Origin of the sequence: Immundisolibacter sp. (genome assembly GCF_014359565.1) — a bacterium.
In the GTDB taxonomy this organism is placed as follows: Bacteria; Pseudomonadota; Gammaproteobacteria; order Immundisolibacterales; family Immundisolibacteraceae; genus Immundisolibacter.
This window is the reverse complement of record NZ_JACIZD010000006.1, coordinates 37,762-51,491: the sequence shown is the minus strand read 5'-3', so window position 1 is coordinate 51,491 and position 13,730 is coordinate 37,762. Positions and strand designations below refer to the sequence as shown.

Annotated in this window: 11 protein-coding genes; 5 read left to right on the top strand and 6 right to left on the bottom strand. The window is 69.1% G+C overall.

Annotation, left to right across the window (positions count from 1 at the left end; genetic code table 11):
- Nucleotides 1–94 precede the first annotated feature (94 nt).
- Nucleotides 95–3,058, bottom strand: a complete 2,964-nt coding sequence (locus H5U26_RS09270; protein WP_290618930.1) for an EAL domain-containing protein — start codon at nt 3,056–3,058, stop codon at nt 95–97.
- Nucleotides 3,059–3,191: 133 nt separating this feature from the next.
- Here H5U26_RS09270 and H5U26_RS09265 point away from each other — a divergent pair, with 133 nt between their 5' ends.
- From H5U26_RS09265 to H5U26_RS09245, 5 genes are all read left to right on the top strand, one after another.
- Complete coding sequence (locus H5U26_RS09265; protein ID WP_290618928.1) at nt 3,192–4,412, top strand: argininosuccinate synthase; 1,221 nt, start codon at nt 3,192–3,194, stop codon at nt 4,410–4,412.
- A gap of 13 nt (nt 4,413–4,425) precedes the next feature.
- Nucleotides 4,426–5,580 carry a homoserine O-acetyltransferase gene (locus H5U26_RS09260; protein WP_366055928.1) on the top strand — a complete coding sequence of 385 codons (1,155 nt, stop codon included), beginning with the start codon at nt 4,426–4,428 and terminating at the stop codon, nt 5,578–5,580.
- The gene (metW, locus tag H5U26_RS09255; protein WP_323760023.1) at nt 5,577–6,308 is read left to right on the top strand and encodes a methionine biosynthesis protein MetW; all 732 of its coding nucleotides are present in this window, start codon (nt 5,577–5,579) and stop codon (nt 6,306–6,308) included. Before H5U26_RS09260 ends, metW begins: the two co-directional genes overlap by 4 nt.
- Nucleotides 6,305–6,721, top strand: coding sequence for a DUF4399 domain-containing protein (locus H5U26_RS09250; protein ID WP_290618924.1), 417 nt, complete (start codon nt 6,305–6,307; stop codon nt 6,719–6,721). The genes metW and H5U26_RS09250 overlap by 4 nt, the downstream gene beginning before the upstream one ends.
- Nucleotides 6,722–6,805: 84 nt before the next feature.
- Nucleotides 6,806–7,618 (top strand): undecaprenyl-diphosphate phosphatase, encoded by an 813-nt coding sequence (locus tag H5U26_RS09245; protein WP_290618922.1) that lies wholly within the window; start codon nt 6,806–6,808, stop codon nt 7,616–7,618.
- Nucleotides 7,619–7,633: 15 nt separating this feature from the next.
- Here the strand turns inward: H5U26_RS09245 and H5U26_RS09240 are convergent, their stop codons facing one another.
- The 5 genes from H5U26_RS09240 to hemW all read right to left on the bottom strand — a co-directional run bounded on the left by H5U26_RS09240 (nt 7,634) and on the right by hemW (nt 13,707).
- Nucleotides 7,634–7,948 carry a pyrimidine/purine nucleoside phosphorylase gene (locus tag H5U26_RS09240; RefSeq protein WP_290618920.1) on the bottom strand — a complete coding sequence of 105 codons (315 nt, stop codon included), beginning with the start codon at nt 7,946–7,948 and terminating at the stop codon, nt 7,634–7,636.
- A gap of 196 nt (nt 7,949–8,144) precedes the next feature.
- Nucleotides 8,145–9,809: an energy-dependent translational throttle protein EttA gene (gene ettA, locus H5U26_RS09235; protein ID WP_290618918.1), complete on the bottom strand. Its 1,665-nt coding sequence runs from the start codon at nt 9,807–9,809 to the stop codon at nt 8,145–8,147.
- A gap of 66 nt (nt 9,810–9,875) precedes the next feature.
- Nucleotides 9,876–10,547, bottom strand: a complete 672-nt coding sequence (gene tsaB / locus H5U26_RS09230) for a tRNA (adenosine(37)-N6)-threonylcarbamoyltransferase complex dimerization subunit type 1 TsaB (RefSeq protein WP_290618916.1) — start codon at nt 10,545–10,547, stop codon at nt 9,876–9,878.
- Nucleotides 10,544–12,472 carry an ATP-dependent DNA helicase gene (locus H5U26_RS09225; RefSeq protein WP_290618914.1) on the bottom strand — a complete coding sequence of 643 codons (1,929 nt, stop codon included), beginning with the start codon at nt 12,470–12,472 and terminating at the stop codon, nt 10,544–10,546. The genes tsaB and H5U26_RS09225 overlap by 4 nt, the downstream gene beginning before the upstream one ends.
- Nucleotides 12,469–13,707 (bottom strand): radical SAM family heme chaperone HemW, encoded by a 1,239-nt coding sequence (gene hemW / locus H5U26_RS09220; RefSeq protein ID WP_290618912.1) that lies wholly within the window; start codon nt 13,705–13,707, stop codon nt 12,469–12,471. Before hemW ends, H5U26_RS09225 begins: the two co-directional genes overlap by 4 nt.
- Nucleotides 13,708–13,730: the final 23 nt, after the last annotated feature.

Below are 13,730 nucleotides of genomic sequence, written 5' to 3'. Positions count from 1 at the left end.
GGCGAAACCCGCCGCATGCCGACACCTCGCGGCGCCGGGGCAGCGGCCGGGCAAGCGGCGCAGAAAAACGCCTGTCGCACGATCATTCCGCACCTCACCGTCCCGGCGATGCATCGCCGTTCGAGGCGCCGGGCATCCGGCGCCCGGGCCAGCGAGCAATCCAGGCGGCCATGTCGGCGTTCGGCATCGGACGGGCGATGCCATACCCCTGCGCAATGTCGCAGCCCATGTCGGCCAGGATCGCCAGCGTGGTCTCGTCCTCCGTACCCTCGGCCACCACTTTCAGGCCGAGCGCGTGCCCGAGGTCGATCATCGTCTGCACGATGCGCCGCGTGTCCGGCTGCGCCAGGCCGATGGTGAAAGCGCGGTCGATCTTGAGACCGCTCAGGGGCAACTCGCGCAAATAGGCCATCGACGAGTAGCCCGTACCGAAGTCGTCCAGGTAGATCGGCAGGCCCAGGGCGTGCAGGTCCTGCAATACCTTCAGACTGCGCACCGGATCATCCATGATGGCGGTTTCGGTCAGCTCCAGGTGCAGGCAGTTTCGCGGCAGCGGCCAGCGGTCGAGCAGCTCCTTGATGCGCCCAACGAACTGCGGGTCATGCAGATTGCGCGTGGACACGTTGACCGCGATCGGCAGCAGCAACCCGGCGGCGGCATGGCGCGCGGCAAGGTCGCACACGCCGTCCAGAATCGCGTAGGTCAGCGGCCGAATCAGGCCGGTTTTCTCGGCCAGGCCGATGAAGCGGGCCGGCGACACATCGCCATGCAGCGGACGACGCCAGCGGGCCAGGGCCTCCATGCCGCAGATGCGCCCGGACCGCAGGTCGAGCTGCGGCTGCACGTGCACTTGCAGCGTCCGCATGTCGATCGCGGCGCGCAAATCGCCTGCCAGAAGCAGCCGCTCGCGCCATTCCTTGTCCAGCTCCGGATGGGCGAGCAACACCCGGGAAGCGCCATCGCCGGCCTCGTGCGCGGCCAGTTTCGCCGCCTGCAGCAGGCGCTCGGCATCGCCCGGCCGGCGCCCGCCGACGGCAATGCCGATGGTGGCCTGGATGTCCAAACTAATCGAAACCAGCTGCGCCGGGGGCGCCAGGCTGGCCAGCGCCCGATTGGCCTCGCGGTTCGCGGCCGACTCGTCGGCCTCGGACAGAAGCAGCGCAAATTCGGACTGCGCCACACGCGCCAGCAGCGTCGGCGACAGTGCCTCCAGCCGTCGGGCGACGTCGTTCAGGAACTCATCGCCGCTGGCCTGTCCGAGCGTGGCCGCTATTTCCCAGTAGTTCTGGACCTGCACCACCAGCACGGCAAGGGAACCGGGGCTGCCGGCGGCTACACCGGTCGTGTGCTCGACAAAACTGGCCTGGTTGGGAAGGCCAGTCACCGCGTCGAAATAGGCCAGGTGACGCAGCCTTACCTCCGCCGCCCGCCCGCGCTCGCGCAGGCGGGCGGTGGCGATGCCAAACGATAGATCGTCAGCCATTTCGGACAGCAGCGCCACTTCGCGCGCGTCGAATGCATCCGCCTCGGCGGAATGAAGGGTCAGAGCACCGATGACGCTGCCGTCCACCCGCAGCGGCAGCACGAGTCCGGACCGCAGGCCACGGCCGGCGGCCGCCTGGAACAACTCGTGTGTCGCGGGCGTCGCCGTGGCGTCCTTCATGACCACCGCCTCACCGCTGGCGATGGCCCGCGCGGTCGGTGTCTGGTGGGCCAGTGCGGTGTCCCAGTGCGCCTGCAGGTAAGCGGCAAAGCCACCGTCGTCGCCCGCCCGGGCCATCGTCTCGATACCGGTTTCGGTGACATAGACCACCCCGGCGCAACGATAGCCGCCCACCTCGACCCCTACCCTGCACATCGCCTCCAACAACGACCGCTCGTCCTGCTCTCGCAGCAGGATGCGGTTACCGCTGCTCAGGACCGCATACGCCCGCATGGCGCCGTCGATGCGGTCGGCCATGTGGTTGAAGGCGCTGCTCATGGCAAACAGTTCGGCGACCCTGCCACCGGCCGGCAGGCGCACGCCCTGCTCGCCTCTGGCCAGACGCGACGCGGCAGCGGCCAGCTGGCGGACCGGCTCCATCACCACCGCATTGACCAGCAGCCAGAACAGCGCAGCCAGCAGCAACAGGGCCCCGAACACCACCAGCGGCTGCCTGCGCGCAATGGCCGTGAGCGATGTCGCGAGCGCATCCTGCGGCCAGCCAAGCACCAGGTAGGGCGCGTCGTAAACCACGTCCCCGCCCAGGCGCAGGTAGGTGTAATGACGTGACGGATCGGCCGCACCGGCCGCCTGCATGGGGATACTGCCGCCCAGCGGCTGGCGCTGGATCAGCGCTGCCAGCGCCGCCTGCGGCACCGGCATGACCAGGCCATCCGGCGCCTGTGCCGGATGGCGCAGCAGCTCGTGCAGCTCATGGTCCAGCAAGGCCAGCGTGGCCCCGCCCGGCAGTGCGGCCGGATCGGTCAGCTCAGCCAGCCACTGGCTGCCGATGGCGGCGAAAACCACCCCCACCACCTCGCCGTCGGCGCCGGTAACCGGGAAACCGAAATTGATGCCCGGCACGCCGGTGATGCGTCCGGTCTGATATGTCCCGGCCGCGAAGCTGCGGGTTTCGAGTGCCCGCCGGAAATAGCTGCGATCGCTAAGGTTCAGGCCATCGCGAAACGGCAGGGCTGAACACAGTACCCGCCCGTCAGTGGCGATGACGCCAAGGTTGGCGAACGCCTGGTCGCTGGCCAGCAAGCGCTGCATCAGGGCAGTGCAGTAAGCCGGCTCGTCGACCAGGCGCGGCAGCTGCGCCGTTACCGTCAACATCGAGCGCACCTCGGCCACCAGCTGGGCATGCCGCCGGGCCACGCCGTCGGCCATCGCCTGGGCATGCGCAACCGTGTCCTGGCGCGCCGCCACTTGCAGTTCCTCGGCCGACCACCACAGCAGGGCCACGATCGGCAGCGCCACCAGCAACACCACAACCGACGCGATGGTGCGCAGGCTCGCGCCTGTTCGCGCCAGGCGGCGACGCTCCTGCCCCCCGTTGTCCAGCTGCTCGGGCATGGCAGCCCTCCGTTTGTGTGTCTGTCTGCCGCGACGGCAGCATCCCGTACCGGACCGGGGCACGCGCTGCCGCCGGATCGGCTTGGCCTAGAATAGGCGCCCCTCGATGCCGCCCAGCGGAGCAAACTCCTTCATGACCGACGTCAAACGCGTGGTGCTCGCCTACTCGGGCGGGCTCGATACATCCATCATCCTGAAATGGCTACAGGAAACTTACCACTGCGAGGTGGTCACCTTCACAGCCGATATCGGCCAGGGCGACGCGGAACTTGAGCCGGCTCGCCACAAGGCGCAGCTGATGGGCGCCAGCGCCATGTACGTGGATGACCTGACCGAGGAATTCGCGCGCGACTTCGTGTTCCCGATGTTCCGCGCCAACGCGCTGTACGAGGGCGAATACCTGCTGGGCACCTCGATCGCCCGGCCGCTGATCGCCAAGCGGCTGGTCGAGATCGCCCGCGAGACCGGCGCCGACGCCATCGCCCACGGCGCCACCGGCAAGGGCAACGACCAGGTGCGCTTCGAGCTGGGCGCCTACGCGCTGATGCCGGACGTGCGCGTGATCGCGCCGTGGCGGGAATGGGATCTGACCTCGCGCGAGAAGCTGCTGGCCTACGCGCAGCAGCACCGGATTCCGGTCGAGTTCAAGCGCGCCGGCACCCAGGCGCCCTACTCCATGGACGCCAACCTGCTACACATCTCGTACGAAGGCGGCGTGCTCGAGGACCCCTGGCAGGAACCCGAGGACGCCATGTGGCGCTGGACGGTGGACGTGCAGCAGGCGCCGGATGCGCCGCAGTACGTGGAGCTCGAATACCGCCACGGTGACATCGTGGCGGTCGATGGCGAGATGCTGACCCCTGCCCAGGTAATGCGCCGCCTGAACGAAATCGGCGGCCGCCACGGCGTTGGCCGCGTGGACATCGTCGAGAACCGCTACGTGGGCATGAAATCCCGCGGCTGCTACGAAACCCCGGCCGGCACCATCATGCTGCGCGCGCACCGCGCCATCGAGTCGCTGACGCTCGACCGCGAGGCGGCGCACCTGAAGGACGACCTGATGCCCCGCTACGCCAGCCTGGTCTACAACGGCTACTGGTGGAGCCCGGAGCGGCAGCTGCTGCAGGGCCTGATCGACGACAGCCAGCAGCGCGTCAACGGCACCGTGCGGATCAAGCTCTACAAGGGCAACGTGCTGGTGGCCGGACGCAAGAGCCCGGACTCGCTGTTCGACCCGGCCATCGCCACCTTCGAGGACGACGCCGGCGCCTACAACCAGGCCGACGCCACCGGCTTCATCCGCCTGAACGCACTGCGTCTGCGCAGTGCCGCGCGCCTGCGTGGCGGCGGCTGAGCACTTGGCCGACATCGTGGGCCCGCTGAGCCCGGATTCGGTGGGGCTGGTCGAGCCGCGCAGCTTCCGCCACGAGCAGCCGCTGGCGCTCGACTGTGGCCGCGAGCTGCCCGGCTTCGATCTGAAGTACGAGACCTACGGCAGCCTGAACGCCGCCCGCAGCAACGCCATCCTGGTCTGTCATGCGCTGTCGGGCGATCATCATGCCGCCGGCTGGCACGGCGCGCAGGACAAGCGCCCCGGCTGGTGGGACAACTGCATCGGCCCCGGCAAGCCGATCGACACCGACAAGTTCTTCGTGGTGGCCTGCAACAACCTGGGTGGTTGCGCCGGCTCGACCGGCCCGAACAGCATCAACCCGGCCACTGGCCGCCTGTGGGGGCCGGACTTCCCCATCGTCACCGTGCGCGACTGGGTGCGCAGCCAGGCCCTGCTGGCCGATCACCTGGGCATCGAACGCTTCGCCGCCGTGGCCGGCGGCAGCCTGGGCGGCATGCAGGCCCTGCAGTGGACCATCGAGTTCCCGGGCCGGGTACGCAGTGCGCTGTTGATTGCCGCCGCGCCGCGCCTGTCGGCGCAGAACATCGCCTTCAACGAGGTGGCGCGCAAGGCCATCATGTCCGACCCGGATTTCCACGAGGGCCGCTATGCCGAACAGGGCGTGGTGCCGCGTCGCGGCTTGATGCTGGCGCGCATGCTCGGGCACATCACGTACCTGTCGGACGGCCTGATGCGGCAGAAATTCGGTCGCGAGCTGCGCGAGGGCAAGCTGAACTTCGGCTTCGACGTCGAGTTCCAGATCGAGTCCTACCTGCGCCATCAGGGCGAGACCTTCGTGGACCGCTTCGACGCCAACACCTATCTTTTGATGACCAAGGCGCTGGATTACTTCGACCCGGCAGCCGAGTACGACGGGGATCTGGCCCGCGCCCTGGCGCGGGCGCAGGCGCGCTTTCTGGTGGTGGCCTTCTCCAGCGACTGGCGCTTCGCGCCGGAACGCTCACGCGAGATCGTCAAGGCCCTGCACACCGGCGGCAGCGCCGTCAGCTACGCCGCCATCGACTCGCCGGACGGCCACGATGCCTTCCTGCTGCCCAACGACCACTACTTCGCCGTACTGCGGGCGTTCCTGAACCGCATCCATGCCGAACTTGAGGTGGCCGCATGACAGCCCCCACGGACCGGCGCCACGACACCGTCGGCCAGCCGCACCTGCAGCGCCGCGCCACCGACCAGCGGCATGAAACCAGGCACCTGCGCGGCGACCACGCCCTGATCGCGCAGTGGATCCGGCCCGGCAGCCGGGTGCTCGATCTGGGCTGCGGCGACGGCGGCCTGCTGGCACATTTGCGCGCCGAACGGGCGGTGACCGGCTACGGCATCGAGCTTGAAATCGACCGCGTGGTGCGCTGCATCGAGCGCGGCGTGAACGTGATCCAGGGCGACCTCGACGCCGGCCTGGCCGATTTCGACACCGCCTCCTTTGACTACGTGATCATGAGCCTGACCCTGCAGGCGGTGTACTTTCCGGCCCGGCTGCTGGCCGAGATGCTGCGCGTCGGGCGCGAGGGCATCGTCGCCTTTCCGAACTTCGGGCACCTGAACTGCCGCCTGCAACTGGCCTTCGGCGGCCACATGCCGGTCTCGTCGGCGCTGCCGGAGACCTGGTACGAGACCGACAACATCCACCTGTGCACCATCCGCGACTTCGAGTCCCTGTGCGCCACGCTGGGCATCCGCATCCTGCAGCGCACGGTGGTCAATCATCAGCACCGCCGGTCACTGGGCGCGCGCCTGCTGCCCAACCTGCTGGGCGAGGTTGCGCTGTATCGGTTCGAGCGCAAGACTGACCTCGGCCATCCGGCTGCCCCATCACTCCATGGAGATCGCCCATGAAAACCGCGCTGCGAAACCTGGCACTGCCGCTGCTGCTCAGTCCGCTGCTGACACTGGCCGCCACGCCCGCGCCGCCGGGCGCCGAGGTCTATTTCATCTCGCCCAAGGATGGCGAAACGGTGAACAGTCCGGTAACCGTGCGCTTCGGCCTGAAGGGCATGGGCGTGGCCCCGGCCGGCATGCAGAAGGACGCCACCGGCCACCATCACCTGCTGATCGATGCCCCGCTGCCGCCGCTCGACCAGCCGGTGCCCAACGACGATCACCACAGGCACTTCGGCGCCGGTCAGACCGAGACCGTCATCACGCTGCCGCCTGGCAAACATACGCTGCAACTGCTGCTGGGCGACTTCGCGCACATCCCGCACGACCCGCCGGTGATGTCGGCGCCGATCAGCATCACCGTCGAGTAAGACCCATCCTGGCGCCGGCCGCGGCATCACGCCGCGGCACCGTCCGTGCGCCTGTCCCGCCCCTGAACTTTCCAAGGACGCTTCATGCCGCCCGCCGAACCGAGCCTGCTGCAAGTGATCGTGCTGGCCGTGGTGCAGGGCATCACCGAATTCCTGCCGATTTCCAGCTCGGCGCACCTGATCCTGGTGCCGCAGCTGCTGGGCTGGCCGGACCAGGGCCTGGCCTTCGACGGCGCCATGCACGTCGGCACACTGACCGCCGTGCTGTGGTATTTCCGCAAGAACCTGTGGCCGCTGACACGGGATTTTGGCGCCAGCCTGCGTGGCCAGGGCCTGACCCCGAACGGCCGTCTGGCCTGGGCGGTGCTGCTCGGCACACTGCCGGCGGCGATCGCCGGCCTGCTGCTGCACGACCTCATCGAAGGCCCGCTGCGCAGCCCGAAAGTCATTGCCGCCACCACCATCGGCTACGGCCTGCTGCTGCTGCTGGCCGACCGCATCGGCAAGCAGGGGCGCGACGAGTACACCTTCCGCTGGCGCGATGCCGCGTTGATCGCCTGCGCGCAGGTGCTGGCGCTGGTGCCCGGCACCTCGCGTTCCGGGGTGACCATGACGGCCGGCCTGCTGGCCGGGCTCACGCGCGCCGGGGCGGCGCGGTTCTCGTTCCTGCTGTCGATCCCGATCACCGCGCTGGCCGGCGGCTACGAAATCCTCAAGCTGGTGCAGGCCGGCGCGCCGTCCGAACTCGACAAGGCACTCCTTGCGGCCGCGGCGGCAGCCGTCAGCGGGTACCTCGCCATCGCCTTCCTGATGCGTTTGCTGCAGAGCCGCGGCATGACGCCGTTCGTGGTCTACCGCCTGTTGCTGGGCGTGTACCTGATCGCAGTCTTTTACTGAAGGCCGGACCGGCGCTTATCCGAAGTGGCAGACGTAGTCGATGCGCTCCAGCGTCTGGATGTCGAAACTGCTGTCGCCGGGCACGTCGAAGGCCTGGCCGGCGCCGTACTCAAGCCAGTCGCCTGAACCGGCCGGGCGCACCCGGCAGCGGCCGGCGAGGATTTCCATCCGCTCCGGCGCGCCGGTGCTGAAGGTGAGCGTGGACGGGAAGATCACGCCCAGGCTCTTGCGCGTGCCGTCGGCCAGCAACACGGTATGGCTGACACACTGACCGTCGAAGTAGACATTGGCCTGTTTCAGGACGGTGGCGTTCTGGTAACGGTCGCTCATTGGATTGCTCGTGTCGGAAGATCTAAGGACGTCGGCTGGACTCATCCGGCACCGTTCGCGGCGGGGGCGCCGCTCCCACTACTCGTGGGAGGCCCGCCCCGGGCCGAATGAGCCCGCTAACCGCGAAGGCCAGGTTCCCGCAGCGCAAGCGACAGGGGTCGACGGACAAGAACTTAGCTGCGGAAACCATGCGGCGTCAGCGCAGCGCCTTGAAGCGGATGCGATGCGGCCGGGCGGCTTCGTCGCCCAGGCGACGCCGCTTGTCGGCCTCGTATTCCTGGTAGTTGCCGGCGAAGAAGGTCCACTGCGAGTCGCCCTCGGCGGCCAGGATGTGGGTGGCGATGCGGTCCAGGAACCAGCGGTCGTGGCTGATCACCAGCGCGGAGCCGGCGAACTCCAGCAGCGCCTCTTCCAGCGCGCGCAGGGTCTCGACGTCGAGGTCATTCGACGGCTCGTCCAACAGCAGCACGTTGCCGCCCTTGAGCAACGTCTTGGCCAGGTGCAGGCGCCCGCGCTCGCCGCCGGACAGGCTGCCGACCCGCTTTTGCTGATCCGCGCCCTTGAAGTTGAAGCGGCCCAGATACGCCCGCGACGGCATCTCGAACTTGCCGACGGTGATGATGTCGGCGCCGCCGGAGATGTCTTCCCAGGCCGTCTTGTCGTTGGCCAGTTCGTCGCGGCTCTGGTCGACCAGGGCGATCTGCACCGACTGGCCGATCTTGATGCTGCCGCCGTCCGGCTGCTCTTTGCCGGTCAGCATCCGGAACAGCGTCGACTTGCCGGCGCCGTTGGGACCGATGATGCCCACGATCGCGCCCGGCGGAATCTTGAAGCTCAGGTCGTCGATCAGCAGGCGGTCGCCGTAGCCCTTCCTGACGTGCTCGAACTCGATCACCTCGTTGCCCAGGCGCTCGGCGACCGGGATGAAGATTTCCTTGGTTTCGTTGCGCTTCTGGTAGTCGTGGCTGGACAGCTCCTCGAAGCGGTTCAGGCGCGCCTTGCTCTTGGCCTGGCGGCCCTTGGGGTTCTGGCGCACCCATTCGAGTTCCTGCGCCATCGCCTTCTGGCGGGCCGATTCGCTGGATTCTTCCTGCTTCAGGCGCTGGCTTTTCTGCTCCAGCCAGTCGCTGTAGTTGCCCTTGAAGGGAATGCCGCGCCCGCGATCCAGTTCCAGGATCCACTCGGCCACGTTGTCCAGGAAATACCGATCATGCGTCACCGCCACCACGGTGCCCGGGAAGCGGTGCAGGAACTGCTCCAGCCAGTCCACGGACTCCGCATCCAGGTGATTGGTCGGCTCGTCCAGCAGCAGCATGTCGGGCTTGGACAGCAGCAGCCGGCACAGCGCCACGCGCCGCTTCTCGCCACCGGACAGCTTGCCGATCTGCGCCTCCCATGGCGGCAGACGCAGCGCATCGGCGGCCACTTCCAGCTGCACACCGGCACTGTCGCCATCGGCGGCGGCGATCTCGGCTTCCAGGCGCGCCTGTTCCTCGGCCAGCTTGTCGAAGTCGGCATCCGGGTCGCCGTAGGCGGCGTAGACCTCCTCCAGACGCTTTTGCGCCGCCAGCACGCCGCCGATGCCCTCCTCCACCGCCTGGCGCACGGTCTGCGTGGCGTCCAGCTGCGGCTCCTGCGGCAGATAGCCGATGCGGATGCCGGGCATCGGCACCGCCTCGCCCTCGATCTCGGTATCCACGCCGGCCATGATGCGCAGCAGCGTCGACTTGCCGGAGCCGTTCAGGCCCAGCACGCCGATCTTGGCGCCCGGGAAGAACGACAGTGAGATGTCCTTGAGAATCTCCCGCTTCGGCGGCACGACCTTGCCGACGCGGTTCATGGTGAAAACGTATTGAGCCATTTGCCAGAAACAGGTGCAGAAAAAGGCCGGCAAGGATAGAGCAAAGCCGTCCGGATCGCCCGCCGGTCAGCTGCCGTGCGTCACCCGGTCGCGCAGATACACCGGCAGCGCCCGCTCGGCGGATACCGCCTCGCCACGCGCGTACGCGGCCGCTGCCAACCGGGCCAGACCACCGGCGCGCGGCTGCACATCGGCATCCACCGCGTCGATGCAGTGGCCCAGCCGGGCGCCGAGTACCTCGCCGTACGCACCCCAGCCCGGCCCGACGCCCGCGCCGCGCCATGCCGGATCGGCCGGCAGCGCAATCGCCTCCGGCGGTGCCAGGCCATCGGCAGCATCCGCCACCACCAGACCGTCCGCGCCGCGCGTGTAGTAACCGAAATAGACCTCGCCCAGACGCGCATCGAGCGCGGCGAATGTCCGGTCCGCCCCGCTCGCCTGCGCCAGGGCCGCCAGCGTGGACACGGGCACCACCGGCCGGTCGAGGCCCAGCGCCAGGCCCTGCGCCACGCCGGCGGCGATACGCAGTCCCGTGAAGGCGCCCGGCCCGCGGCCAAACGCGATCACGTCCAGCGCCTGACGCGTCAGGCCGGCCTGCGCCAGCAAATCCTCGATCATCGGCAGGATCAGCGCCGCGTGCTGGCGCGGCGCCAGGCGGTGGTCCTCCAGCACGCCGGCGTGGGTGAGCAGCGCCACCGAGCAGCAGTCGGTGGCGGTTTCCAGCGCCAGCAGGTTCATGGCGCGGCCGGCTCGAACGCCGGCTCGTCGAAAAAGCGCTGCACGTCGGCCAGTTCCTGGGTGATGGGCATCTGCGGCAGGCTTTTGAGGAACACCCGGCCGTAGCCCTTGGCGCGCAAACGGCGATCGCCGACCATCAGCACGCCGCGGTCGTGCGCGTCGCGGATCAGGCGCCCGAGACCCTGCTTCAGGGTGATCACCGCCTGCGGCAGCTGGTAGTCGTTGAACGGATCGCCGCCCTCGCGGCGCAGGTAGGCGATGCGCCCGGCAACGATGGGCTCGCCCGGCGAGGCGAACGGCAGCTTGTCGACGATGACGCAGGACAGCGCCTCGCCGCGCACGTCCACGCCCTGCCAGAAGCTGCCGGTGCCCAGCAACACCGGCGCCGGGGCGCGCCGGAACTGGCTCAGCAGCTCGCTGTTGGGTCTCTCGCCCTGCACCAGCAGCGTGAATTCCTCGCAGCTGCGCAGGCGCGTGGCCGCCCGCCGCAGCGCGCTGTGACTGGTGAACAGCATGAAGGCCCGCCCGCGGCTGGCGCGCAGCACCGGCAGCGCCGCCGCCACCAGGGCGTCCGTGTAGCCGGGGTCGGACGGCTCCGGCAGGTCGCCTGGCAGATAAAGCAGCGCCCGCGTCTGGTAATCGAAACTGCCCGGCAGGGCCAGCGTGCGCGCATCGGCAAGCCCCAGCCGCTGCACGAAATGATCGAACTGCCCCGCCACCGCCAGCGTGCCGGAGGTGAACACGCAGGCCCGGGCATGGCGCGGGAAGCGCTCGTTCAGCAGCGGCGCCACGTCCACCGGACTGGCGTGCAGGGTGCAGGAGCGCTGGCGCACGTCGATCCAGCGCACCTGGTCGGCCTGCGCGTCGGCCAGAAACGGCGCCAGACGCGCCGCCAGCAGGGCCACCCGTTCCTGGCAGTTGTCCAGGCCGCTGCTGCGCCCGGAAAGCGCCTCCAAGGAGGACGACAGATCGGCCAGCGCCTGGCGCACGGCCCCCAGCGCCTCGGTAAACACGGCGATCGGCCGCAGCGGCCAGGGCTCGCGGCGCGGCGGATCGCCCAGCGCCGCGTTCAGGCCGGCTGCCGCCTGTGAGAGTGCCTGCGCACGCGGCGGCAGCTCCGGCACGTCGCCCAGCTGGGCCGCCTCGGCGAGCAGATCGCGCGCCAGATCGGCCAGCTGGAAACTCCCCAGGCTGGTGCCGAAGAACATCGTGGCCACCTCCGGCAGCAAGTGCGCCTCGTCGAAGATGAACACGTCGGCGTCCGGCAATACCTCGCCGAAGCCGGATTCCTTCAGCGCCAGGTCGGCAAAGAACAGGTGATGGTTGACCACCACCAGGTCCGCCTGCTGCGCCGCCCGGCGGGCCTTGAGCAGGAAGCAGTCGCCGATGTTCGGACAGTCCTGACCCAGGCAGTTGTCGGCGTTGGACGTGACGAAGGGCCGCAGGCTGGACTGGGGCGAGAGCTCCTCCAGGGCATCCAGATCGCCATCCGGCGAGCGACCTGCAAAGCCCTGCACCGCCGCCAGCACCGGGTGCAGCGCCAGATCGCCGCCAAAATCGCCCGCCGCTACCCGCTCCAGGCGGTGATGGCACAGGTAGTTGGCGCGCCCCTTGAGCAGCGCGGTGTGGACCGAAAGCCCCAGCGCGCGTTGCAGCGTCGGCAGGTCGCGGTGGAACAGCTGGTCCTGCAGGGCACGCGTGCCGGTGGCGATCAGCACCTTGCGCCCGCTTTGCAGCGCCGGCAGCAGGTAGGCGAAGGTCTTGCCGGTGCCGGTGCCGGCCTCGACCAGCAGCGTGCTGCGTTCGGCGATGGCCTGCTCGACCGCCTCGGCCATCGCCTGCTGGGTTTGCCGCGGCGCGAAACCGGGCAGCGCCTGCGCCAGCGGGCCGCCGGCGCCCAGCAGCTCGGCGATGGCGGTGCTCATGCGCTTGCCGACGATTCGCGGCCGCTGCCGGCCGTCGCCGCGGGCAAGAACTCCTCCAGCACGCTGTCGAGCAGATCGAAGCCGCGCTCGGTGGCGCGGGCGCCCGCCCCGTCCAGCGTCACCAAACCGCGCTGCGCGGCCTGCTCGAGACGCGGGCGGATGGTGGTCAGCGGCAGGCCGGTGCGCTCGCGAAACTGCGTCCAGCTGAAGCCGGCGCACAGGCGCAGCGCGTTCAGCAGAAACTCGAAGGCCCGCTCGTCGGCGCTCAAAAAGCGTTGGTCAGCCACCGCATCGCCGGCGCTGGCGCGGGTCATATAGGTCTGCGGCTGGCGGTACTTGGCCAGGCGCAGGATGCCGTCCGGCAGGGTCAGCTTGCCGTGCGCCCCGGCGCCGATGCCAAGGTAATCGCCGAACTGCCAGTAGTTGAGGTTGTGCCGGCACTCCTGTCCCGGCCGGGCGTAGGCGGACACCTCGTAGCGCCGGCAACCGGCCGCCGCCAGACGCGCCAGGCCGGCCTCGTAGATCGCCTCCATCAGGTCCGGCTCCGGCAGCACCGGCGGGTGACTGTGGAAAACGGTGTTCGGCTCCAGCGTGAGCTGATACCAGGACACGTGACCGGTGTCGTAGGCCAGCGCAGCGTCCAGATCGGCCAGCGCCCGCTTCACGTCCTGTCCCGGCAAGCCGAACATGAGATCGATGTTCACCCGCTCGAAACCGACCGACAGCGCCACCTCGATCGCCCGCCTGGCGGCGGCGCCGTCGTGAATGCGGCCCAGCGCCTTGAGCTGTCGGTCGTGGAAGCTCTGCACGCCCAGCGACAGGCGGTTCACGCCGGCCCGCCTGAAACCTTCCAGGCGCGCCGTGTCCAGCGTGCCGGGATTGGCCTCCAGCGTGATCTCCGCGGCGGGCAGCAGCGGCAGCCGGGCACGCAGGTCCGACAACAACCGGGCAATGACATGCGGCTCGAACAGGCTGGGCGTGCCGCCGCCGATGAACACACTCATCACCGGCCGGCCCCACACGCGCGGCAGGTCGGCTTCCAGATCCCGCAGCAGGGCATCGATGTAGTCGCCCTGCGGCAACTCGCCGCCGGCGGCGTGGGAATTGAAGTCGCAGTACGGGCACTTGCGCACGCACCAGGGCAGATGCACGTACAGGGACAGCGGCGGGGCGCTGCTAAACTGCGCCGCCGCGCCATCCGCCGGGCGGTGGAACGTGAGGGATTTGAAGGTCATGGGGATGCGCCAGCCCAGGCACT

Bases quoted from the DNA above. Each gene is read 5' to 3' on its own strand.
- H5U26_RS09225 (WP_290618914.1), bottom strand. From the start codon at position 12,472: ATGAGCACCGCCATCGCCGAGCTGCTGGGCGCCGGCGGCCCGCTGGCG.
- H5U26_RS09245 (WP_290618922.1), top strand. From the start codon at position 6,806: ATGCCGCCCGCCGAACCGAGCCTGCTGCAAGTGATCGTGCTGGCCGTG.
- H5U26_RS09265 (WP_290618928.1), top strand. From the start codon at position 3,192: ATGACCGACGTCAAACGCGTGGTGCTCGCCTACTCGGGCGGGCTCGAT.
- H5U26_RS09240 (WP_290618920.1), bottom strand. From the start codon at position 7,948: ATGAGCGACCGTTACCAGAACGCCACCGTCCTGAAACAGGCCAATGTC.
- H5U26_RS09270 (WP_290618930.1), bottom strand. From the start codon at position 3,058: ATGCCCGAGCAGCTGGACAACGGGGGGCAGGAGCGTCGCCGCCTGGCG.
- hemW (WP_290618912.1), bottom strand. From the start codon at position 13,707: ATGACCTTCAAATCCCTCACGTTCCACCGCCCGGCGGATGGCGCGGCG.
- H5U26_RS09250 (WP_290618924.1), top strand. From the start codon at position 6,305: ATGAAAACCGCGCTGCGAAACCTGGCACTGCCGCTGCTGCTCAGTCCG.
- ettA (WP_290618918.1), bottom strand. From the start codon at position 9,809: ATGGCTCAATACGTTTTCACCATGAACCGCGTCGGCAAGGTCGTGCCG.
- tsaB (WP_290618916.1), bottom strand. From the start codon at position 10,547: ATGAACCTGCTGGCGCTGGAAACCGCCACCGACTGCTGCTCGGTGGCG.
- metW (WP_323760023.1), top strand. From the start codon at position 5,577: ATGACAGCCCCCACGGACCGGCGCCACGACACCGTCGGCCAGCCGCAC.